The organism is Streptomyces sp. NPDC051217, assembly GCF_044455465.1.
In the GTDB taxonomy this organism is placed as follows: domain Bacteria; phylum Actinomycetota; class Actinomycetes; order Streptomycetales; family Streptomycetaceae; genus Streptomyces.
In genome coordinates this window covers 156,197-175,524 of the sequence record NZ_JBITEV010000003.1, presented here as the reverse complement: position 1 = coordinate 175,524, position 19,328 = coordinate 156,197, and the positions used below count along the sequence as shown (strand labels likewise).

General features: G+C 70.9%; 19 protein-coding genes and 1 tRNA gene. 9 read left to right on the top strand and 11 right to left on the bottom strand.

Annotation, left to right across the window (positions count from 1 at the left end; all coding sequences use genetic code 11):
- Nucleotides 1-83: 83 nt before the first annotated feature.
- Nucleotides 84-1,034: a TerD family protein gene (locus ACIBBB_RS09025; RefSeq protein WP_398980762.1), complete on the bottom strand. Its 951-nt coding sequence runs from the start codon at nt 1,032-1,034 to the stop codon at nt 84-86.
- A 199-nt stretch (nt 1,035-1,233) separates the two neighbouring features.
- On the opposite strand from ACIBBB_RS09025, the gene ACIBBB_RS09020 reads away from it, so the two are divergent.
- The 3 genes from ACIBBB_RS09020 (at nt 1,234) to ACIBBB_RS09010 (ending at nt 5,806) form a co-directional block, all read left to right on the top strand.
- Nucleotides 1,234-2,397, top strand: coding sequence for an HpcH/HpaI aldolase/citrate lyase family protein (locus ACIBBB_RS09020; protein WP_398980341.1), 1,164 nt, complete (start codon nt 1,234-1,236; stop codon nt 2,395-2,397).
- A gap of 86 nt (nt 2,398-2,483) precedes the next feature.
- Nucleotides 2,484-4,976 (top strand): phosphoribosyltransferase, encoded by a 2,493-nt coding sequence (locus tag ACIBBB_RS09015; protein WP_398980761.1) that lies wholly within the window; start codon nt 2,484-2,486, stop codon nt 4,974-4,976.
- Complete coding sequence (locus ACIBBB_RS09010; protein ID WP_398980340.1) at nt 4,973-5,806, top strand: HAD family hydrolase; 834 nt, start codon at nt 4,973-4,975, stop codon at nt 5,804-5,806. Before ACIBBB_RS09015 ends, ACIBBB_RS09010 begins: the two co-directional genes overlap by 4 nt.
- Here the strand turns inward: ACIBBB_RS09010 and ACIBBB_RS09005 are convergent.
- Nucleotides 5,775-6,401, bottom strand: a complete 627-nt coding sequence (locus ACIBBB_RS09005) for a DedA family protein (RefSeq protein WP_398980339.1) — start codon at nt 6,399-6,401, stop codon at nt 5,775-5,777. The two genes, ACIBBB_RS09010 and ACIBBB_RS09005, sit on opposite strands and share 32 nt — an antisense overlap.
- A gap of 136 nt (nt 6,402-6,537) precedes the next feature.
- Here ACIBBB_RS09005 and ACIBBB_RS09000 point away from each other — a divergent pair, with 136 nt between their 5' ends.
- Together ACIBBB_RS09000 and ACIBBB_RS08995 are read left to right on the top strand one after the other, a co-directional pair.
- Nucleotides 6,538-7,398, top strand: coding sequence for a sensor histidine kinase (locus ACIBBB_RS09000; protein ID WP_398980337.1), 861 nt, complete (start codon nt 6,538-6,540; stop codon nt 7,396-7,398).
- Nucleotides 7,389-8,033: a response regulator gene (locus ACIBBB_RS08995; protein WP_398980335.1), complete on the top strand. Its 645-nt coding sequence runs from the start codon at nt 7,389-7,391 to the stop codon at nt 8,031-8,033. Before ACIBBB_RS09000 ends, ACIBBB_RS08995 begins: the two co-directional genes overlap by 10 nt.
- A 155-nt stretch (nt 8,034-8,188) precedes the next feature.
- Here ACIBBB_RS08995 and ACIBBB_RS08990 read toward each other — a convergent pair whose 3' ends face one another.
- The 4 genes from ACIBBB_RS08990 to ACIBBB_RS08975 form a co-directional block, all read right to left on the bottom strand.
- Nucleotides 8,189-8,416 (bottom strand): zinc ribbon domain-containing protein, encoded by a 228-nt coding sequence (locus tag ACIBBB_RS08990; protein ID WP_398980333.1) that lies wholly within the window; start codon nt 8,414-8,416, stop codon nt 8,189-8,191.
- Nucleotides 8,417-8,425: 9 nt separating this feature from the next.
- On the bottom strand, nt 8,426-9,049 hold the full coding sequence (locus ACIBBB_RS08985; RefSeq protein ID WP_398980331.1) for a DUF4383 domain-containing protein: 624 nt from the start codon (nt 9,047-9,049) through the stop codon (nt 8,426-8,428).
- 154 nt (nt 9,050-9,203) lie between these two features.
- Nucleotides 9,204-10,499, bottom strand: a complete 1,296-nt coding sequence (locus ACIBBB_RS08980) for a hypothetical protein (protein ID WP_398980760.1) — start codon at nt 10,497-10,499, stop codon at nt 9,204-9,206.
- A 145-nt stretch (nt 10,500-10,644) separates the two neighbouring features.
- Nucleotides 10,645-11,439, bottom strand: a complete 795-nt coding sequence (locus ACIBBB_RS08975; RefSeq protein WP_398980329.1) for a DUF4097 family beta strand repeat-containing protein — start codon at nt 11,437-11,439, stop codon at nt 10,645-10,647.
- A gap of 179 nt (nt 11,440-11,618) precedes the next feature.
- Between ACIBBB_RS08975 and ACIBBB_RS08970 the strand changes: the two genes are divergently transcribed.
- The 3 genes from ACIBBB_RS08970 (at nt 11,619) to ACIBBB_RS08960 (ending at nt 13,873) form a co-directional block, all read left to right on the top strand.
- Nucleotides 11,619-11,693, top strand: a tRNA-Val gene (locus tag ACIBBB_RS08970).
- Between the two features lie 361 nt (nt 11,694-12,054).
- Nucleotides 12,055-13,440: a hypothetical protein gene (locus ACIBBB_RS08965; RefSeq protein WP_398980327.1), complete on the top strand. Its 1,386-nt coding sequence runs from the start codon at nt 12,055-12,057 to the stop codon at nt 13,438-13,440.
- Nucleotides 13,418-13,873 (top strand): winged helix-turn-helix transcriptional regulator, encoded by a 456-nt coding sequence (locus ACIBBB_RS08960; RefSeq protein ID WP_398980325.1) that lies wholly within the window; start codon nt 13,418-13,420, stop codon nt 13,871-13,873. The genes ACIBBB_RS08965 and ACIBBB_RS08960 overlap by 23 nt, the downstream gene beginning before the upstream one ends.
- Here the strand turns inward: ACIBBB_RS08960 and ACIBBB_RS08955 are convergent.
- Entirely contained in the window at nt 13,870-14,334 is a 465-nt protein-coding gene (locus tag ACIBBB_RS08955) for a PaaI family thioesterase (protein WP_398980323.1), read from the bottom strand. The genes ACIBBB_RS08960 and ACIBBB_RS08955 overlap by 4 nt on opposite strands.
- A gap of 64 nt (nt 14,335-14,398) precedes the next feature.
- On the opposite strand from ACIBBB_RS08955, the gene ACIBBB_RS08950 reads away from it, so the two are divergent.
- A complete protein-coding gene (locus ACIBBB_RS08950) occupies nt 14,399-14,623 on the top strand; it encodes a DUF2277 domain-containing protein (protein ID WP_398980322.1) in 225 nt (74 codons plus the stop codon).
- 63 nt (nt 14,624-14,686) lie between these two features.
- Here the strand turns inward: ACIBBB_RS08950 and ACIBBB_RS08945 are convergent, their stop codons facing one another.
- The 4 genes from ACIBBB_RS08945 to ACIBBB_RS08930 all read right to left on the bottom strand — a co-directional run bounded on the left by ACIBBB_RS08945 (nt 14,687) and on the right by ACIBBB_RS08930 (nt 18,963).
- Complete coding sequence (locus tag ACIBBB_RS08945; protein ID WP_398980320.1) at nt 14,687-15,361, bottom strand: DedA family protein; 675 nt, start codon at nt 15,359-15,361, stop codon at nt 14,687-14,689.
- A gap of 331 nt (nt 15,362-15,692) precedes the next feature.
- Nucleotides 15,693-16,130 carry a DoxX family protein gene (locus ACIBBB_RS08940; RefSeq protein ID WP_398980318.1) on the bottom strand — a complete coding sequence of 146 codons (438 nt, stop codon included), beginning with the start codon at nt 16,128-16,130 and terminating at the stop codon, nt 15,693-15,695.
- A 314-nt stretch (nt 16,131-16,444) separates the two neighbouring features.
- On the bottom strand, nt 16,445-18,130 hold the full coding sequence (locus ACIBBB_RS08935; protein ID WP_398980317.1) for an alkaline phosphatase D family protein: 1,686 nt from the start codon (nt 18,128-18,130) through the stop codon (nt 16,445-16,447).
- 164 nt (nt 18,131-18,294) lie between these two features.
- On the bottom strand, nt 18,295-18,963 hold the full coding sequence (locus ACIBBB_RS08930) for an HNH endonuclease family protein (protein ID WP_398980315.1): 669 nt from the start codon (nt 18,961-18,963) through the stop codon (nt 18,295-18,297).
- Between the last annotated feature and the right edge of the window lie 365 nt (nt 18,964-19,328).

Below are 19,328 nucleotides of genomic sequence, written 5' to 3'. Positions count from 1 at the left end.
CACGCACCGACGAGTCATCAGCCGCTCCGCGGCGGGCGCGCGCCCCGCCCTGCGGGCGGACGGCGCCATGTGTCGGGCACGCCCTAGGGGCGTACGAACTGCGGCCCCATCGGCGGCAGCCGGAAATTGGGGTCGGGCGCGGGGGCCGCCGCCGCGGCCGGCTGCGGATAGCCGTACGCGGGAGCCCCCTGCGGCAACGGCGCCGACTGCGGTGGCTGAGGACCCGGGGCCGACGCGTGCGGGTAGCCGTAACCGGGCTGTGCCGACGCCGGCTGTGGATACCCGTAGGCCGGCTGGCCCGACGCGGGCTGCGGATAGCCGTAGCCGGGCTGCCCCTGCGGCTGCCCCGGGAACTGCGGCTGCCGCGTCGGCGGTACGGCCGGTGCCTGCGGGGCGGCGTGCGCCGCGGCGTGGTGATTGGGCGGGCCGGGAAGCTGGGCGGTCGCCCCCTCCGAGCCCGGCGCCGCCCGGCCGGCCCCGTCGGCCCCTTCCGTCTCGTCGACCGAGATGCCGAAGGCCGTGGCCAGTCCGATCAGACCGGTCGGATACCCCTGGCCCACGGCCCGGAACTTCCACCGGTTCCCGCGCCGGTAGAGCTCGCCGCAGATGATCGCGGTCTCCTCGCCGGTCTCCGGGCGCACATCGAAGACGGCCAGCGGGTCGCCGTCTGCCTGACCCGCGTCGTACAGCAGAACCTGTAGGTCGCGCACGTGCTGGAAGCTCGCCCCGTCCGACGACGCCGCGAGCACCACTTGGTCTACGCTCGGATCGAGGGCCGCCAGATCGGCCTCGACGGTGTCGGTGAGGCCCTCGGGCACCTGCTTCTTGGGCAGCCGCCGTACCAGGCCCGACGGGTGACGAGGCTGATTGTAGAAGACGAAGTCCTCGTCCGAGCGCACACGCCCCTCAGGGCCCAGCAGGAGCGCGGACGCGTCCACGTCGGGAATCCCCGCCCCCGGGCTCCAGCGCAGCACGGCCCTTACGGCCATGGCATCGAGGGGAACGTTCGAGCCCTTCACCATCGCGTGCGTCATGCCCGTCATCCTGCCTCCCCGCAGGCCGCCCGGACAACGTGGGGGCATGGTGGAGAGGAGCGTGGCGGGCACGGGACAGGGGCGAGAACTGGACGAGTTACCTGAAATTCATGCACGGGAGGAACTCATGACTACCGTCCATACGTACTATTACCGGCCACATGTCAACACGACCACCGTGGCAGTACGGGGGAAGTAAATGCGTCACTTCGGGCATATTCCGCCCCCTGCTCGGCAGGCGTTGTTCCACCGGGAGCCCGGCGAGTTCACCGCGGCCTCCCCGGCACACATGCTGTCGACGGCCCTCGGAGCCACCCTCTACAGCCCCGCGACCAGGCCACAGCTGGCGGACGACGTGGTCAAGCTGGCGGGGCGAGGGGTCGTGTCGATGGTGCTGTGCCTGGAGGATTCCATCGACGACTCCGAGGTCGAGTGGGCCGAGGAGAACCTGGTCAGGCAGCTCGCCGACCTCGACAGGCGCGGTGTGGAGCTGCCGCTTCTGTTCGTCCGGGTCCGTGAGCCGGACCAGATATCCGACCTCGTACGCCGACTCGGCCCCGCCGCACAGATCCTGTCCGGATTCGTACTGCCGAAGTTCACGGATGAGCGGGGGGTGCCTTTCCTTGAGGCGCTGATTTCAGCCGAACATGAGAGCGGGCTCCGGCTCTTCGCCATGCCCGTACTCGAGTCGCCCGAGCTGCTGCATCTGGAAACGCGGACCGACACCCTCACCGGCATCGCCCACACGGTCGACAAATACCGGGACCGGGTACTGGCGCTGCGGCTCGGCGTCACGGACTTCTGCTCCGCGTACGGACTCCGCCGCTCGCCCGATATGACGGCGTACGACGTACGCATCATCTCCGCCGTCATCGCCGACGTGGTGAACGTCTTCGGCCGCTCCGACGGCACGGGCTTCACGATCACCGGCCCGGTCTGGGAGTACTTCCGGCTCCACGAGCGGATGTTCAAGCCGCAGCTGCGCCAGAGCCCCTTCCTCGCGGGACGGGCTGAGGAGCTGCGCACGGCGCTCATCGAGCACGACCTCGACGGACTGCTGCGCGAGATCCAGCTCGACCAGGCCAACGGCCTGGTGGGCAAGACCTGCATCCATCCCTCGCACGTCATGCCGGTGCACGCGCTGTCGGTGGTCAGTCACGAGGAGTTCAGCGACGCCCAGGACATCCTGCGGCCGGAGCGGGGCGGCGGAGGCGTGCTGCGCTCCTCGTACACGAACAAGATGAACGAGGTGAAGCCCCACCGGGCGTGGGCAGAACGCACCATGCGGCGCGCCGAGGTCTTCGGCGTCGCGAGGGAGGACATCGGCTTCGTGGAGCTGCTGGCCGCCGGGCTGGTGGCGTGAGCGTGCCGGGCACGCCGCCGGACGACGACGGGACGGGCGAGATCAAGATCGAGAACGCGGACGAGACGGCAGAGGAGAACGGCGACGTGACGTGGTCCGGGTCGTGGGTCACCGAACGGCTGGGCATAGAGCTCGCCGGCGGGGACGAACTGCGCGAACTGCTGGGCGTGGCCCTGCGGCGCAACCCCAAGCGCGCCCACCTCCTCGTCTCGAACGTCCTCGGCAAACATGTCCCCCAGCGGCCCTCCGTCGTGCACGGTGCCGGGGTCGCCCTCGGCGAACGCGTGCGGGACCTGCTGGGTGACGCCGTGGAGCAGACCGTGGTCCTCGGCTACGCGGAGACCGCGACCGGCCTCGGCCACTCGGTGGCCGACGGTGTGGCGGACGCCCCGTATCTGCACTCCACCCGCCGCCCGGTGCCGGGTGTCGCCTCCGCGGGCGGCTTCGAGGAGTCCCACTCGCACGCCACCTCGCACCTCCTGCTGCCGGAGCGGCCTGATCTGCTGGCGGGCGAGGGGCCGCTGGTTCTCGTGGACGACGAGTTCTCCACGGGGAACACCGTTCTCAACACGATTCGCGCTCTGCACGCCCGCTACCCGCGCCGGTGGTACGTGATCGTGGCTCTCGTCGACATGCGCTCGGCCGCCGACCAGGGACGGCTCGCGGAATTCGCCCAGGAGATCGGTGCCCGCGTCGACCTGGTGGCGATGGCCTCGGGCACGGTCACGCTGCCGGAGGGCGTACTGGCCCGGGGCCAGGCACTGGTCGCGGAGTACGACTCCGCTTCGGGGGAGGCCGCGGAGGCTCCAGCCCCCACGGCGGACGGCGACCTCGTGCGCGTACCGCTCGGCTGGCCCGCAGGGCTGCCCGACGGCGGGCGGCACGGCTTCACGCCCGCCCACCGCGCCCGCCTGGAGGGCGCCGCGCCCGGCATGGCCGCCGCGCTCGCCCGTAACCTCGGCGACGCCCGGCGCGTCCTCGTCCTCGGCTTCGAGGAGCTGATGTACGCGCCCCTGCGCCTCGCCCTGGAGCTGGAGCGCTCCGTCCCCGGCATCGAGGTCCGCTACTCGACCACGACCCGCTCGCCCGTCCTCGCCGTGGACGACCCGGGCTACGCGATACGCAGCCGCCTCGTCTTCCCGGCCCACGACACCGCGGCCTTCCCCGCCGGGGAGGCGGCCGGCGACGGCGCCGGCGACCGGTACGCCTACAACGTGGCCGGTGGCGGTTTCGACGCCGTCGTCGCGGTCGTCGACTCCCTGGGTGACTCCCCGGAGCTGCGTGCCCCCGGCGGCCTGCTCGCCCAGCTCGCCGCCCATGTCCCGCGAGTCCTGCTCGCCGTCGTCCCCTCGTACCTCCCCGCCCTCCCGCACCTCCCCGACCGGCAGGAATCCCCCGTGCTGCCCGACCCCCTGCGTGGCCCCGCCTTCTCCTCGTACGCCGCCGACGACGTCGGCTGGCTCCTCCAGGACCTGTCCGACGTGGAACTGGAAGCGCCGACGGAGGAGCGCGAAGAGGCGATCCAGAGCGGTGGCGCCCACTACGCGGAGTCACTGCCCGTGGAGTACCAGCCGAGCGCCGAGTACCAGGAACTCTTCCGCTCCGCGCTCGGCGCCTCCGCCGCCCGCATAGCCCGCGCCGTCGGCACCGTCACCGAGACCGTGCTGGCCGAGCACCCGCAGCGCTACGCCGACCCCGCCTCGCCGGAAGCCACCCAGGCCCTGCCCGTCCTGGTCTCCCTCGCCCGCGCCGGCACACCCGTGGGTGTCCTGATGCGCCGCTGGGCCCAGCACCGGCACGGCCTGGATCTGCCGCACTACGCCATCTCCATCGTGCGCGGCCGTGGCATCGACACCAACGCCATCCGCTGGCTCGCGGCCCACCACAACCCGGCCGACATCGTCTTCGTCGACGGCTGGACCGGCAAGGGCGCCATCACCCGCGAACTGGCCGACGCGCTGGCCGAGTTCGGCGGCTTCCACCCCGAGATCGCCGTACTCGCCGACCCCGGCGGCTGCGTACGGACCTACGGCACCCGTGAGGACTTCCTCATCCCCTCCGCCTGCCTCAACTCCACGGTCTCCGGGCTCATTTCCCGCACCGTCCTGCGCGCCGACCTCGTCGGCCCGGACGACTTCCACGGCGCGAAGCACTACCGTGAACTCGCGAGCGCCGATGTGTCCGGCTACTTCCTGGACACCGTCGCCGCCCGCTTCGACGACGTCGCGGACGCGGTGGACACCGAGGTCAAGGAGCTCCTCTCCACCGACCGCGCACCCACCTGGGAAGGCTGGGCCGCCGTCGAGCGGATCAGCGAGGAGTACGGCATCCACGACGTGAACCTCGTCAAACCCGGCGTCGGCGAGACCACCCGCGTCCTGCTGCGCCGCGTCCCCTGGAAGATCCTCGCCAAACGCGGTGCGGGAGCCGACCTCGATCATGTCCGGCTGCTCGCCGAGCAGCGCGGCGTACCGGTCGAAGAGGTCGACGGACTTCCCTACACCTGCGTCGGGTTGATCCACCCCCGCTACACCCGCGGCGCCACCGGTGCGGACGGTACGGCGGTGGCCACCTCGTGAACGCGCCCACCCCCTCACCCGCGCTGGTCGCCAGCGACCTCGACCGCACCCTCGTCTACTCGGCCGCCGCGCTCCAGCTCCCCATGCCGGACGCCGGGGCCCCCCGCCTGCTCTGCGTCGAGATCTACCAGAGCCGGCCCCTGTCGTACCTGACGGAGACGGCCGCCGGGCTGCTCGAGAACCTGGCCGCCACCTCGGTCTTCGTACCCACCACGACCCGCACCCGTGAGCAGTACTTCCGGATCCATCTGCCGGGTCCCGCCCCCCGGTTCGCGATCTGCGCCAACGGGGGGCATCTCCTCGTCGACGGCGAGTCCGACCCCGCCTGGCAGACCCGGGTGAAGGAGCGCCTCGCCGTGAGCTGCGCACCGCTCAGGGAAGTCAGGGAGCACCTTCTCGCCGCCGCCGACCCCGCCTGGCTGCTCAAGGAGCGCGTCGCCGAGGGCCTTTTCGCCTATCTCGTGGTCGACCGCGCGCTGCTGCCCGACGGCTGGGTGAAAGAGCTCTCCGAGTGGGCCGACGGCCGCGGCTGGACCGTCTCCCTCCAGGGCCGGAAGATCTACGCCGTACCGCGTCCGCTGACCAAGTCCGCCGCCATGCGTGAGGTCGCCCGGCGGACCGGCGCCGACCTGACCCTGGCCGCCGGTGACTCCCTCCTCGACGCCGACCTGCTGCTGGCCGCCGACCGAGGCTGGCGCCCCGGCCACGGCGAGCTGGCCGACACCGGCTGGAGCGCCCCGCACGTGGAGACGCTGACGGAGACCGGGGTGGCCGCGGGGGAGGAGATCCTGCGGCGGCTCACTCGCGCCGCCGCTCGTTACGGGACCTGATCACCCGTCTGGTCACGAACACCACGAGCGCGAGCAGGACGACGCCCAGCACCAGCTTCGAATACGTCGCGACATGGCCGCTCACCACTTTCCAGTTCTCGCCGAGCGAGTAGCCGGCCATGATGAACGCGGTGTTCCAGATCGCGCTGCCGAGTGCGGTCAGACCGACGAAGGCGGGCAGCGGCATTCTCTCCACGCCCGCGGGCACGGAGATCAGGCTGCGGAAGACGGGCACCATCCGGCCGAAGAAGACAGCTTTTCTGCCATGCCGGCCGAACCAGTCCTCGGCCTTCTCCATGTCCTTCGCCTTCACCAGCGGGACTTTGGACGCGAGGGCGATCGCTCTGTCCCGGCCGAGCCACGCCCCCAGCCAGTACAGGACGAGCGCGCCCACGACCGAGCCCGCCGTCGTCCACAGCACCGTCGCTGTCAGATTCAGCTTGCCGGTGCTGGCCGAGAAGCCCGCCAGCGGCAGGATCACCTCGCTGGGCAGGGGAGGGAACACATTCTCCAGGGCGATCGCCAGACCCGCGCCCGGTGCTCCGAGCGTGTCCATCAAGGTGTTGACCCACTGCTCGGGGCTGCTTGAGATCATGACTCCCACACTGGATGCCTGTTCAGGCCGCTCAGGCACCGCTGATCGAGGCGGCCTCGCCGGGCGGCGGACCGTATGGACTTATGAGGTTTCCCGCAGTGCGCGCGTACATGTACGGCCGTTAGCGTTGCGAAACGTGAACACAGCGGTGCGTCGTAGGGCACGGCTCACGGTCGGACTCGGCGTCGGCTACGGCACCTTCTTCCTCTACGGCTGGGCGATCATCGACATCGACCACGTGGGCTCGCTCGTGCTCTCCTCCTTCGGCGGCCTGTTCCTGATCTTCCTCTGTCTCCAGGGGGCCGTCGCAATCGCGCACTTCGAAGGCCAGTTGGCCCGGCACTACCTCGGGCCGAGCCCGCGGGAGGCGCTGGAGCGGCGTATCGAACAGCTCGCGGTCAGCCGGGCGGGAGTCGTGGACGTGGTGCACGAGGAGCGCCGCCGTATCGAGCGGGACCTGCACGACGGAGTGCAGCAGGGGCTCGTGGCCCTCGGGATACTGCTGGGCCGCGCCCGGCGCAGCAGTATCCCGGAGCACGTGGACGAACTGCTGCGCCAGGCGCACGAACAGAGCGGCCAGGCGACCTCGCGCAGCTCGCTCAGCGCCTGGCGCGTCTACCCGACGGTGCTGGACGAGGCGGGTCTGCGAGCAGCGCTGGAGACGGTCGCCGAACGGTCCCCGCTGCCGGTACGGCTGAGTTGCCGGCTCAGCGCCGAACCGCCGAAGGCGGCGGCCACCGTCGCGTACTTCGTCGTCTCCGAAAGCGTCACCAACGCGGTCAAGCACTCCGGAGCGACGGGCATCGGCGTACGAGTCGTCGAAGACACCCGCACCCTGCGAATAGAGGTCGCGGACGACGGCAAAGGCGGGGCCGACATGTCGGGCAGCGGTCTGTTCGGGCTGGCCCGCCGTGTCGAGGCCCTCGACGGGACCCTGCGGATAGACAGTCCGGCCGGCGGCCCCACCACCATCACCGCGGAGTTTCCATGCGAGTAGTCCTGGCCGAGGATTCGACCCTGCTGAGGGAGGGCCTGGTGCGGCTGCTCGCCGAGGAGGGGCACGAGGTGGTGGCCGCGGTCGCCGACGGGGAGGCGCTGCCGGCCGCCGTCTCCCGGAACCAGCCCGATGTGGTGGTCGCAGACGTGCGGATGCCGCCCTCACACACCGACGAGGGGCTGCGGGCCGCGCTGGAGATCCGTAAACGCTGGCCGGCGGTGGGGGTGCTGGTCCTCTCGCAGTACGTGGAGAAGCGGTACGCGCGGGAGTTGGTGACGGCCGACTCGGAGGGGGTCGGCTATCTCCTGAAGGACCGGGTGGTCCAAGTGGACGAGTTCCTGGACGCGTTGGAGCGGGTGGCAGCGGGGCGGGCGGCCTTCGACCCGGAGGTCGTACGGCAGTTGCTGGCCCGCTCCAACCGTACGGATCCGCTCTCCCGTCTCACCGAGCGCGAGCGGGAAGTGCTCGGTGAGATGGCGCAGGGGCATACGAACACGGCGGTCGCGCGGCGGCTGCACATCTCGGTGAGCGCGGTCGAGAAGCACTGCAACGCGATCTTCGACAAGCTGGAGATCAGGGGGACGGGCGGCTACAGCCGCCGCGTACTGGCCGTGCTGCGCTACCTCAACAGCTAGTGACCTGAATCAAAGATTCCCTGGTAGTTCGAGGCGTCTCGTCGAGTCGGGTCCAGTGGACTGCGACCCAGGTCAGTGGCAGCCGAGCCCCACCAGCTCGCTGGCGAGAACTACCGAAGAATCTCCGACTCGGGTCACTAGGGCCTGTCGTGCTCCTACGAGCAGCAGCCGCCACCGCAGCAGCCGCCTCCGCCTCCGGTCGAGGGGCCCGGCGCGGCGGCCGGTGAGCCCTTCGCCGAGCCGCCGACGGCGACGGTGGAGAGCAGCTTCACCGTGTCCTGGTGGCCGGCGGGGCAGGTGGCCGACGCCGAGGACTCCGCCATGGGACGGCTGAGTTCGAACGTGGTGTCGCAGGGGCGGCAGCGGTACTCGTAGCGAGGCATGGGGCCAGGTTATCCGGATGTCCGGTGCTCGCCGTGCCGGTGGGAGGTCACGGCACGGTGGGCGAGGGCCGCGCGCTTTTTGGCGGCGTCGCGGGTGCGCCGCTCGTGTTCCACCTGGGTCGGATGGCGGGCCCGCCAGTAGGGATTGTCGTGCGGCAGGCTGCCGCTGACTCTCCCGAACATGCCGAAGAACATGAGCAGCACGCCCACCACAAAGCTGAACAGCACGTTCTGAATGCGGAAGTTGAGGGGGTTGAATCCGCTGTCGATCAGCGCGAGATTCACGAAGCCGCTGAGGATGAACAGCACGCCGAGGATCATGTTCAGCGTCGAGGCGAAGTTCTTGCCGATCAGCATGCCGACGAAGAGCAGGACGCCGACGCCGATGGACAGGACGCTCAGCGCTCCGTTGGTGTTCAGACCGGCGGTGGTGTGACTGCCGGTGCTGAAGACACCGATCTGGTCGACCAGCCCGAGGATGCCGAACACGAGCAGCACCAGACCGATCAGTCCCGCGCCGATCCGGTACACCGTGCTCAGACGGTGGTCGACGGGCAGATGTTCATCGAGCCTGACCCGCCGCTTCTGTTGCCTGGTGGGCGGGCGGCGGGAAAGGGTCCCTTGACCGGACATGTGCGGCCCCCTTCAGCCATGCGTGCCGGTGTCCTGCGTATTTCAAGGATCGGCCCGGCGGGACGAGGGGACAAATCGGGCGGCTGGGCCGTGGCGGCTAGGTCGTGGTGGCGGGGCCGTGGCGGCCGGGCGGTGGCGGCCGGGCGGGACCCGGTCAGGCGCCCGCGCCCCGCTCGTCCCGGATCTCCCCGACGACGCGGACCGCCGTGTTGCGTACGGCTTCCGTCTCCATCAGGAAGTGCCACCAGTCGGGATGCCGGCCCTCCAGCCCGGCCACGGCCCGGTCCAGCCGTGCCACGGCGTCGTCCAAGGGGCGCGCGTGCCGGGGATCGGGCGTGTTGCGGCCCGCCATCGCGAGCCGCTGCGCGTCCCGTACGGCGAACCGCGTCCGGTCGATCTCCTGCTGCGGGTCCTTCGACACGGCATTGAGCCGCCGAAGACGGTCACCGGCGGCCGACACGGCCTCGTCCGTGGAGTTCAGCAGCGCCCGGACCGTGCTGAGCAGGGCCGTCGCGTCCGGCCACCGCTGCTCCTCGCGTGCCTTGGCGGCCTCCTTCAGCTTCTCCTCCGCCTGGTGCACGGAGGTCCCCGCCTGACCGGGCACGGACTGGAGGTCCTGCCAGCAGGCCGCGCTGAAACGGCGCCTCAGCTCGCTCAGGACGGGCTCCACCGTGCCCGCGCGCGTCGTCAGGGCCTGTGCGCGCGTACGCAGCGACACCAGCCGCCGGTCGATCTCCGCCGCGCGCTCGGGCAGCCGCTCGGCCTCGGCCCGTACGGCCTCGGCGTCCCGCAGCACCCGGTCGGCGCGCTGGATGGTCTCGGCCACGCCGTGCTGACCCGCGCCCTGGTTGAGCTTGGTCAGCTCCGGGCCGAGCGTGGCGAGCCGCGCCGCCAGGTCGTCGGCCCGCAGCCCGGAACCGCGCACCGCGTCGAGGGCGTTGCTCGCGGCGAGCAGCGTCTGCCGCGCCCGCTCCACGGCGGGCGCCAGCTGTGCGAGCTGCGTCTCCGCCTTGTCGAGCAGCGGGCCGAGCCCGCGCTCGAAGCGGTCCAGCTCGCCCTTGACCCGTACGAGCTCGTCCTTCGCCTTGGTCAGTTCCGTACGGGCCGTCGAGGCGACGGACGGCTCCAGATCGTCCCGGTCCAGGTCGTGGGCGTCGACGGCGTTGATGTAGCCGCTGCTGGCCTCGTCGATCCGCCGTCCCAGCGCCGCGAACTCGTCCGCGACCCGCCGGGCGCCCGGCGAGGTGTCCACGGCGGTGATCGTCTCTATGGAGATGCGCAGGTCACGCTGGGCGGTGTCCAGCTCGTAGAAAGCGGCGGCGGCGGCGTCCTTCGCGGCCTGCGCGCCGGCCCGCTGATTCTCGCCCCGCCCGCCGAACCAGCGCCGCGTCCCCCCGCCGGCGAAGGCTCCCGGCAGGGCCGCGACGAGCAACGGCACCGGCAGCAGCATCAGGGTGAGGACATCACGGACGCCACCCGCCCTCGCTCGTGCGTGCGGCTGCGCCTGTGTCGTCGCCGTCACATCCCTCTCCCGTGCCGATTACGCCCTGCCCAGGTTCATTCTCCCACCAGGAAGGGACGAACACACGGGTCGGTCAGTTCGCGCTTCGGACTGTGACTTTGCCGTTGTCGCTGTGGGCCTTCACCCGGTGGGCGCTGTCGTCGTCCGTGGGCACGTCCACGTCGACACGCCCGTTGTCGCTCTTGGCCGTCACGGCGTAGGCGGTGTCGGACTTCGGCAGGTCGATGGTGACGGACCCGTTGTCACTGACGGTGTCCACCGTGTCCGGCACGGAGGCGAGCTCCAGCCGCACCGCCCCGTTGTCCGACCGGGCGTGCACCGACTTGGACGAGACGCCCTCGGTCGTCACCTTGCCGTTGTCGCTGGACAGATCCAGCTTGCCGCTGGAGTTCCGTACCTCGACCGAACCGTTGTCGGAACGGAGGTTCAGCTCGGTCTCGAAGCCGTCGGCGCGGACCCTGCCGTTGTCGTTCCGCACCTTCACGGCCATGCCGCGCGGCACGCTCACCTCGTGCCGGGACTCGCAGTTGTTCACCACCGCCCGGCACTTCAGCTTCAGCGTGAGGGTCCCGTCCTCCAGCTTCCATACGGAGTCGGGCCCCGATCCGAGAAACACCCAGCCGTCGGCCTGCCGGGTCACCTCGATGTCCTTCACATCGGCCGGCACCAGATCGATGGAGGAGTTGTCCGCCGCGATGGTCAGTGTCTTCCCGCTGTAGGCGAACGACCGCTTCTCAACAGGCGCCTCATCGGCATCGGCGCTCCCGCACCCACTGACGACAACCACGGCGAGCACGGCGCCCCCGGCGACACCGAGCGTGCGACGACGGCGGGCAGTACGGGTATCGGGCGTACGAGCTGTGTCCACGGTGATCGGTCCCCCAAGACGTTCCTACGGATGTGCCCCCACGGTACGAATCCCACCGCCTCCGAACGATCCGGTCGGCCACCGTCTCGTTGGTGGGGGTATCCCCCCGCCCCCGCCGCCCGGCCTGCGAAGGCGTTGGGAGCGGGGGCCCCGCGCCATGTACGCTATTGCCTCATCCAGGGTGCGTAGCTCAGGGGTAGAGCGCTGCTCTTACAAAGCAGATGTCGGCGGTTCGAAACCGTCCGCGCCCACCACCACGAAGGCCCCCGACCTGTCATGGTCGGGGGCCTTCGGCGTTTCTTGCGTGGGTTGATCGCGTCTCGCCGTGGGCGGCAGCCGGCTGGGGGTGCGGGGGACCCTTCGATCGCATGTCCGGTGTGCTGGGCCTGGCCAGGTGCGAGGTGGTGGACCTGTCCGCGCCGACGAGCCGTCACCACCCGGCGGGTGGGAGGATGATGCGGGAATAGGTCGAGTTGGGGCGAAGTGCCGTGTTGTGCGGAGTTGATCCCGCTGGGAGTGCCACGCGTGCGGACAGACGTCAGGCCGGTTGTTGGTTATGCCGTCCCCGGTGGTGGGGGCGTGGGCCGGGGCCGGGGGCCTGGGGGCGTCGCAGTTGTGTGTTTGGGGTTTGTCGTTCTTGTCGGGTTGCTCGTGCCGTTCGGGTTGCCTCTGGGGTGGGACGAGATCGTCTACGCCAGCAGGTTCGGTCCGTACGGGCCCGGCGTCCCGTTCAGCGCGCCCCGTACGCGCGGAGTGCCCCTGCTGCTCGCGCCCGTCGCCTCGTGGACCGATTCGGTTGTCCTTCTGCGGTTCTGGATGACCGCGCTCGCGGGCGGCGCGCTCCATCTCGGGTTTCGGCCGTGGGTGGAGGTGCTGCGGCGGCCCCTGGGGGCGGCCGTGGGTGCGGGGATGTACGGGAGTCTGTGGTTCGCGCTCTTCTACGCCAACTCCGCCATGCCCAACCACTACACCGCGATGGGCGCCCTCGCCGCCACCGGATGTTTTCTGCGGCGGGACCCCGGCCGTGGCGCGTACGCCGGGATCGTCGGCGGGCTGGCCGTCGTCACGCTGATGCGGCCCAACGACGGTGCCGCCGTGGCCCTTCCGCTGTTCGCCGCCGCGCTGCTGGTGCCCGCGTGGCGGGGCAGGGGGCGGCTCGTGGCCGTGGCGGCCGGTGTCGCGGCGGGGGCGCTGCCGTGGGTCGTGGAGGCGTGGCTGCGGTTCGGCGGGGTGACGCGGCGGCTCGCCGAGGCCAGTGACACCCAGGGCGGTATGCGCCCCGTCCTCTCGCTGAAGGCCCATCTCACCGCCCTGGACGGCCCGTTGCTCTGCCGGCCGTGCACCGGCGACACCATGGCCCCCGGCGCCGCCGCGTGGTGGCTGCTGCTTCCGCTGCTGGTCGTCCTCGGGCTGTGGACCACACGCCGCGCCGGCGGCGCGACCGCGCCGCTCCGGCTCGCGGTCGCCGTCGGGGCGTGCGCCTCGCTGCCGTACCTCTTCCTCGTCCCGTACGCGGCGCCCCGTTTCCTCCTGCCCGGCTACGCCCTCCTGGTGCTGCCCGCGGCCGTCGGTCTGCTGGCCCTCGCCGGCCGGGCGCGCCGCTCACGTCCGGTCGCGGTCGCGCTCGCCCTCGTAGTGCTGGGGCACGCCGTCGTACAGATCACGCACGTGCGCACGCACGTAAGCGTCCAGGAACGGGCGCGCGCCGACTGGCAGCGGATCGGTGCCGTCCTGCGCGAGGGCGGTGTACGGCCACCGTGCCTGATCAAGGGGAACAGCCTGGCGATCCCCGTCGCGTACACCGCGGGCTGCGCGTCGGCCGCCATGGGCGATCCGGCTCCCGCCACGGCGGTGATCCTGCGGCGCGCGGACCCGCCGCACTGGGCACGGGAGTGGCCGCGCCGGCGGGTGCCCGACACGTACAACCCGGGCTGGTCCGTCGCCGTACGACCCGGCGCGGGCTCCTACACTCGGGCGCATGCGGTGGAACGAGATCGGTGAGGTCGACTGTTCGGTCGCGCGCGCCCTGTCGGTGGTGGGGGACCGCTGGACGCTGCTCGTGCTGCGCGACGCGTTCCTCGGCGTACGGCGGTTCGAGGACTTCCGGGCCAACACGGGCGTCTCGCGGCCCCTGTTGACCGAGCGGCTCGCCACGCTCGTCGAGCACGGGGTGCTGCGGCGGGTGCGGTACCAGGAGCGGCCCGAGCGGTACGAGTACCGGCTCACCGAGAAGGGCGTCGGCCTCTACCCCGTGATCGTCTCGCTGCTCGCCTGGGGCGACCGGTGGATGACGGGTGACGAGGGTCCGCCCGTACGGCTCCACCACGAGACGTGCGGGCGGACGATGACGCCCGAACTCGCCTGCCCGGACTGCGGCGAGACGATCGACCCCCGGGACGTACGGCCGACGCTCAGGGCCGAGCTCAACTCCTAGGCCGCGGGGCTCACTTCGGGTCGAAGGATCATGCAAGTCGTCGTCGCGTGGGCGATCAGCTTGCCGCGCTCGTCCGTGACCCTGCCCTCCGCCGTCGCCGTACGTCGGCCCACATGGATCGTCGAGCCGACCGCCGTGAGCCGTCCCGCGTCCACGGCGACCGTACGGATGTAGTTCACCTTCAGCTCCAGCGTCGTGAAGCCGACGCCCGCCGGAAGCGTCGTATGCACGGCGCAGCCCAGGGCCGAGTCGAGCAGCGTCGCCGCGATGCCGCCGTGGACCGTGCCCAGCGGGTTGGCGAAGTCGGGGTTGGTGCTGAGCGACAGGACGACGCAGCCCTCGTCGAGCTCGTCGAAGGTCATGCCGAGGAGCCGCCCGATGGAGGGGAGGTCGGTGGGCTGCTTCGCCGCCCAGCGCAGCAGTTCGAGGCCGGTCATCGTGGTGAAGTCGACAGTCGTCATGCGGCCGAAGTTATCAGTTCTGATTCTGAACCCACCACGGGCGGTGATCGGTCACACTGGAGGTATGTGCCGCAGTATCAAGACTCTCCGTCCGCCCGTCATCCCCGAAGAGGCCACCGAGGAGGAGATCAGGGCCGCCGCCCTCCAGTACGTACGCAAGGTCTCCGGCTTCCGCGCGCCCGCGGCCCACAACCGTGAGGTGTTCGACCGGGCCGTCGACGAGATCACCGCCTCGACGATGCGGCTGCTCGACGGCATCGAGGTACGCGGGGCGGCGGCCCGCAGCTAGGGCCTGTCGTTTGGATCAGGCTGGATCAGGGAGCGGGGTCTGGTGCCTGACCCGCCGCCGTCTTCAGACGGCTGACGCCGGGACCTGCGCCCGCCCGCCGTCCCGGCGGTCTGCCGGGCGCCGCACGATGTACGCGGCCACCGTCCCCGCCGCGAACAGTGCCAGCACGGACACCGCGATGCCGAACCAACTGGAGCCCAGCCACTGGCCGCCGAAGTAGCCGAGGCCCACGCTGTAACCCGTCCACGCCACGGCCGCCAGCGCCGACCAGGGCAGGAACTCCTTCATCTTGCGGTGCGCGGCGCCCGCGCTCAGCGAGACGACCGAGCGGCCCGCCGGCACGAAGCGCGCGATCACGACGAGGATTCCACCGCCGGTGAGGGACGCGCCGAGACGTTCCTGTGCGGTGGTCAGCCGGCGTGAGCGCGCGATCGCGCGGGCCAGCCGGTCGCCGCCGCGCCAGGCGAGGCGGTACATGACGAAGTCACCGATCACGGAGGCGACGGCCGCGCACACCATCAGTACGAGCAGCGAAGGCACTTCCTGCGGCACATGCGCCACGTGCGACACCTTGCCGGCCGCGTCGGCGACGGCCGACGAGCCCGCCGCCGCCGTGGCCGTCGTGATCACCAGCACGCCGCTGGGCAGGACGGGCAGGAACACGTCCAGAAGCACGGAGAGCGCCACAACGGCGTAGATCCATGGGCTGCCGGTCAGCGCGCCCAGACTCTCCAGCACTTTTACATTCCCCGTTTCCGTAACGAGGCCGAAATCTCCCGGCCTCGTAATCCCCCTGAACCCCCTGACCACCGATTCCCTTGCGCCTGGGCGAGAAGGGAGTGGCTGTCAGCCATACAGCGTACGCCTGTGTGGTGGACCACCTTCCCACGGGGCGGGGGTTGTCCACCTCCTGTTTGTGGGTTGGCCGAGATCGGGAAATGGCCGAATGTGTGTGTCCGGCTGAGTCTGCCGGACGCGAGGGCGCCCGGACCCCGTTGAAACGGGATCCGGGCGCCTGTGTCGCTGCCGGCCGTCGTGCGCTCCGGCTGTCGGGCCGAGCGGCCGTCTGTCAGGCCGGCACCGCCGCAGGCTGGTCCCGGCGCTCCGGCTCGCGTGTGCCGCGCGTGCCGATGAGCCGGTCCAGCGAGAGCGCGCCGGGGCCGACGAAGACGATCAGCAGGAAGGCCCAGCAGAAGATCGCCGAGGCCTCGCCGCCGTTCTCCATGGGGAACAGCCCGTCGGGCTGGTGGACGTTGAAGTACGCGTACGCCATGGAACCGGAGGCCACGAACGCGGCGACCCTGGTTCCCAGGCCGAGGAGGACCAGGCTGCCTCCGACGAGCTGGATGACGGCGGCGTACCAGCCGGGCCAGGTGCCGGCGTTGACGGTGTCCTTGCCGAGGACGCCGAAGAGTGTCGCGGCGCCGTGGCAGGCGAAGAGCAGTCCGATCACCATTCGGAAGAGTCCGAGGGCGTACGGCTGCGCGTGATTGAGGCGTGTGGACATGGGGGGTGAAGCTCCTTCGGTTCGGGACGTAACCGACGAGAACCTTCACGTTAGGCAGCCCTAAGGAATGCTTGCAAGTTCAACATCCCGCCGACGGGCACTTCTCGGCCCGGCGTCCGTTCTCCGTGGCGAATTCCAGTCGTACCGTCTGACCTGCTTCTTTGTGGGTCCTTGTCGTGACTGCGACGGAGGTCCCATTAGGTATGGCATGAGCAGACCAATGGTCGGTACGGCGGAACCGGGCGGACCGGGAAGAATGCGGTGAGAAGCCTTCGAAGTGGGGCGTAAATGCGCCTCCGAAGTCGCCCCCGGTGTCACCCGGAGGTCAGCTCCCGTTCGTCGACGGTCACCAGGCGCGCGGTCGCGTTCCGCCCGTCCTGCTCGCTCTCCCGCGCCTGCGCCTGGTCCAGGCTCAGACGCGCCGCGCGTCCCCGCAACGTCAGCGTCATCAGTTGATTACCGAACCAGGGACCGCCGGTCTTCCCCCATGTGACGGACGGGGCGGCCACCCGGCCGTGCCGGGCGAACGCACGACCCAGGCGCCGGCCCGTCCCGCTCCAGCCGAACCGGAAACCGAGGCGGATCGAGAGCGGGATGGAGTTGTGCACGGGGGAGCAGGTGAGCTGGACGACCCGCGACCGCGGCTGCGACTGCCCCTCGCGCCAGGCCGGTTCGGCGACGTACGCGTGGTGCACATCGCCGGAGAGTATGCAGACCGTCGCCGGGGCGTCGGCGCCGCTGCCCACCTCGGCGATCAGCCGCGCCAGCTTCTCGAACGACGTCGGGAACGCCGCCCAGTGCTCCAGGTCCGCCATTCGGCGCAGCTTCTCGCCGAAGCGCGCCCACCGCTTGCCGCGTTCTCCCCCGGCCAGCGCGGCGTTCCAGCTCTCCGCGTCGTGGACCAGCGGCGGCAGGAGCCAGGGCAGGGAGGTGCCGATGAGGAGATGGTCGCGGGCGCCCGGATCGGTCAGTGCCTGGTCGCGCAGCCACCGCGCCTCGTCCGTGTCGAGCATCTCCCGGTGCCCCTCCTCCAGGACACGGGCCGCCCGGGAGTCGACCATCAGCAGCCTCGTCCGGCCGAAGTCGCGGCGGTAACTCCACCGCACACAGGCCGGATCGGCGTCGGCCCTGGAGGCGAACTCCCGAAGCCGGTCGGTGCCGTCCGGCTCGGCGCGTACCTCCGCGTACAGCTTGTCGTCGGCCAGTTCGGCGGGGGAGAGATTGCCGAGGTGCTGGTAGACCCAGTACGACATCAGCCCGCTCAGGATGCGCTCCCGCCACCACGGCTCGGTACGCATCTCGGTCACCCACGACGCGCTGGTGTTCCAGTCGTCTATGACGTCGTGGTCGTCGAAGATCATGCAGCTCGGGACGGTGGAGAGCAGCCAGCGGACCTGGGGGTCGCTCCACGACTCGTCGTAGAGGTGGGTGTACTCCTCGTAGTCGGCGACCTCCGCGCCGGGCGGCTCGGCGAGATCGCGGCGTTCCGCGAGCCAGCGACGGGTGGCCTTCGACGTCTCGTCGGCGTACACCTGATCGCCGAGCAGGAGCAGCACGTCCGGGCGTACGGCTCCGGGGTCGGCCGTCAGGCTCGCGGCGAGGGTGTGAAGGGCGTCGGGTCCGACGGGGTCGGGTTCGCCGACGGGGGCGGAGGCCCAGCGGCAGGAGCCGAAGGAGACGCGGAGTTCGGACGCGGCGGGCCCATCGGCGGCCGGGACACGGATCACGCTCGGGGGGAACGCGGAGTTCTCGGGCGGCCAGACCCTTACGTCGTCCAGCAGCACCTCGTAAGCGGCCTCGGTGCCGGGGGTCAGTCCGGTCACGGCGATCAGGGCGTAGTGGTGCCCGGCGATCAGGAACGTACGCGACGAGCCGTACGCGCCGCCGTCGCAGCGGACCTCCGCCGTGCACGGCCGGTCCGTCTCGACCCAGATCGTGGCTGTGCCGGCCGACTCTCCGTCGACATAGCGCAGCAGTGGTCCCAGGCGCAGCCCGGTCATGGTGCCTCCTCCGTCGCCCCGTACGGTACGGAACGTCGGAGGGGGCGGACCAGGTTCCGGCCTGTGACAGGCAGCACGACCGGTCGCGCGGAGCGGTCGCGCGACCGGTCACCGGTGGCTGCGAGTGGTTCCCCGGCAGCCGTCATGCGGCCTCAGGGCGTTCTTCAGCAGCCGTTGAGGACGCTCTGCAGCTTGCTCTTCTCGGCCGAGTCGACGGACAGGTTGTAGGCGTGCTTCACGTCCACCCACATACGGGCGTACATGCAGTGGTACGCGGTGCGCGGCGGCATCCACTCGGCGGGGTCGCGGTCGCTCTTGGACTGGTTGACGTTGTCCGTGACCGCGATCAGCTGCGGGTTGCCGAGGTCGTTGGCGAAGCTCTGACGCTGCGAGGTCGACCAGCCGCTGGCGCCTGAGGTCCACGCCTCGGCGAGCGGCACCATGTGGTCGATGTCCACGTCACTGGCGAGGGTCCAGGTGGCGCCGTCGTACTCGGAGTACCAACGCCCGCTGGTGGCCGAGCAGCTGGAGTTCGTCACGACGTTCGTACCGTCGCGCTTGAGGACCGTCTCGCGGGTGTCGCAGGCGCCGGACTGGGTGATCCAGTGCGGGAACAGGTCACGGCTGTAGCCGCTGGTGGAGCCCTCGGCACGGACGGTCAGCTGACCGAGGTAAGTGCGGGCGGTGGAGGCGGCGATGGGGGTGGGCGGGGACGCCTGGGCGGGCGTGGGCGCGACGAGCAGCGCGGTGGCCGAGACCAGTGCGGCGGAGGCGGCGATGACGGCTATTCGGCCGACGGGACGGCCGCCTTGACGCGCGTAGATACCTGACATGCGAACTCCCTTGTCGTGGGGGGGAAATTGACCGCTCGGAATCAATGGGGGGTCGGACCCGAGCGCCATGGTGTCGGCGCCGGATTGCTGCGAGATGGGCACCAGGTAACAGGGTGACGACATGAGCACGTCACATCAAGGGTCTTGGGGTGGCTGTTGGCGGGCGCACGGGGGCGCCAACTCCGCGTGGGCGGGCGGTATCTGACGTACGGGGGGAAATGTCGCGGGCGGGGGGTGTGGGTGCTGGGCCCCGGGGCCCGGGGTGCCCGGGGCCCCCGGCGGCGGCGGTCCGCGCCGCCGGGCGCGGCATCGCGAGGGGGCCTCTACGTCGACGGCGGGTATGGCACTGCCGTAGGTAGCGGGGG

Bases quoted from the DNA above. Each gene is read 5' to 3' on its own strand.
- ACIBBB_RS09025 (WP_398980762.1), bottom strand. From the start codon at position 1,034: ATGACGCACGCGATGGTGAAGGGCTCGAACGTTCCCCTCGATGCCATG.
- ACIBBB_RS08960 (WP_398980325.1), top strand. From the start codon at position 13,418: ATGCGGTGGAACGAGATCGGTGAGGTCGACTGTTCGGTCGCGCGCGCC.
- ACIBBB_RS08980 (WP_398980760.1), bottom strand. From the start codon at position 10,499: ATGCTGCTGCCGGTGCCGTTGCTCGTCGCGGCCCTGCCGGGAGCCTTC.
- ACIBBB_RS08955 (WP_398980323.1), bottom strand. From the start codon at position 14,334: ATGACGACTGTCGACTTCACCACGATGACCGGCCTCGAACTGCTGCGC.
- ACIBBB_RS08985 (WP_398980331.1), bottom strand. From the start codon at position 9,049: ATGTCCGGTCAAGGGACCCTTTCCCGCCGCCCGCCCACCAGGCAACAG.
- ACIBBB_RS08990 (WP_398980333.1), bottom strand. From the start codon at position 8,416: ATGCCTCGCTACGAGTACCGCTGCCGCCCCTGCGACACCACGTTCGAA.
- ACIBBB_RS08995 (WP_398980335.1), top strand. From the start codon at position 7,389: ATGCGAGTAGTCCTGGCCGAGGATTCGACCCTGCTGAGGGAGGGCCTG.
- ACIBBB_RS09020 (WP_398980341.1), top strand. From the start codon at position 1,234: ATGCGTCACTTCGGGCATATTCCGCCCCCTGCTCGGCAGGCGTTGTTC.
- ACIBBB_RS08940 (WP_398980318.1), bottom strand. From the start codon at position 16,130: ATGTCCACACGCCTCAATCACGCGCAGCCGTACGCCCTCGGACTCTTC.
- ACIBBB_RS08935 (WP_398980317.1), bottom strand. From the start codon at position 18,130: ATGACCGGGCTGCGCCTGGGACCACTGCTGCGCTATGTCGACGGAGAG.
- ACIBBB_RS08930 (WP_398980315.1), bottom strand. From the start codon at position 18,963: ATGTCAGGTATCTACGCGCGTCAAGGCGGCCGTCCCGTCGGCCGAATA.
- ACIBBB_RS08950 (WP_398980322.1), top strand. From the start codon at position 14,399: ATGTGCCGCAGTATCAAGACTCTCCGTCCGCCCGTCATCCCCGAAGAG.
- ACIBBB_RS09005 (WP_398980339.1), bottom strand. From the start codon at position 6,401: ATGATCTCAAGCAGCCCCGAGCAGTGGGTCAACACCTTGATGGACACG.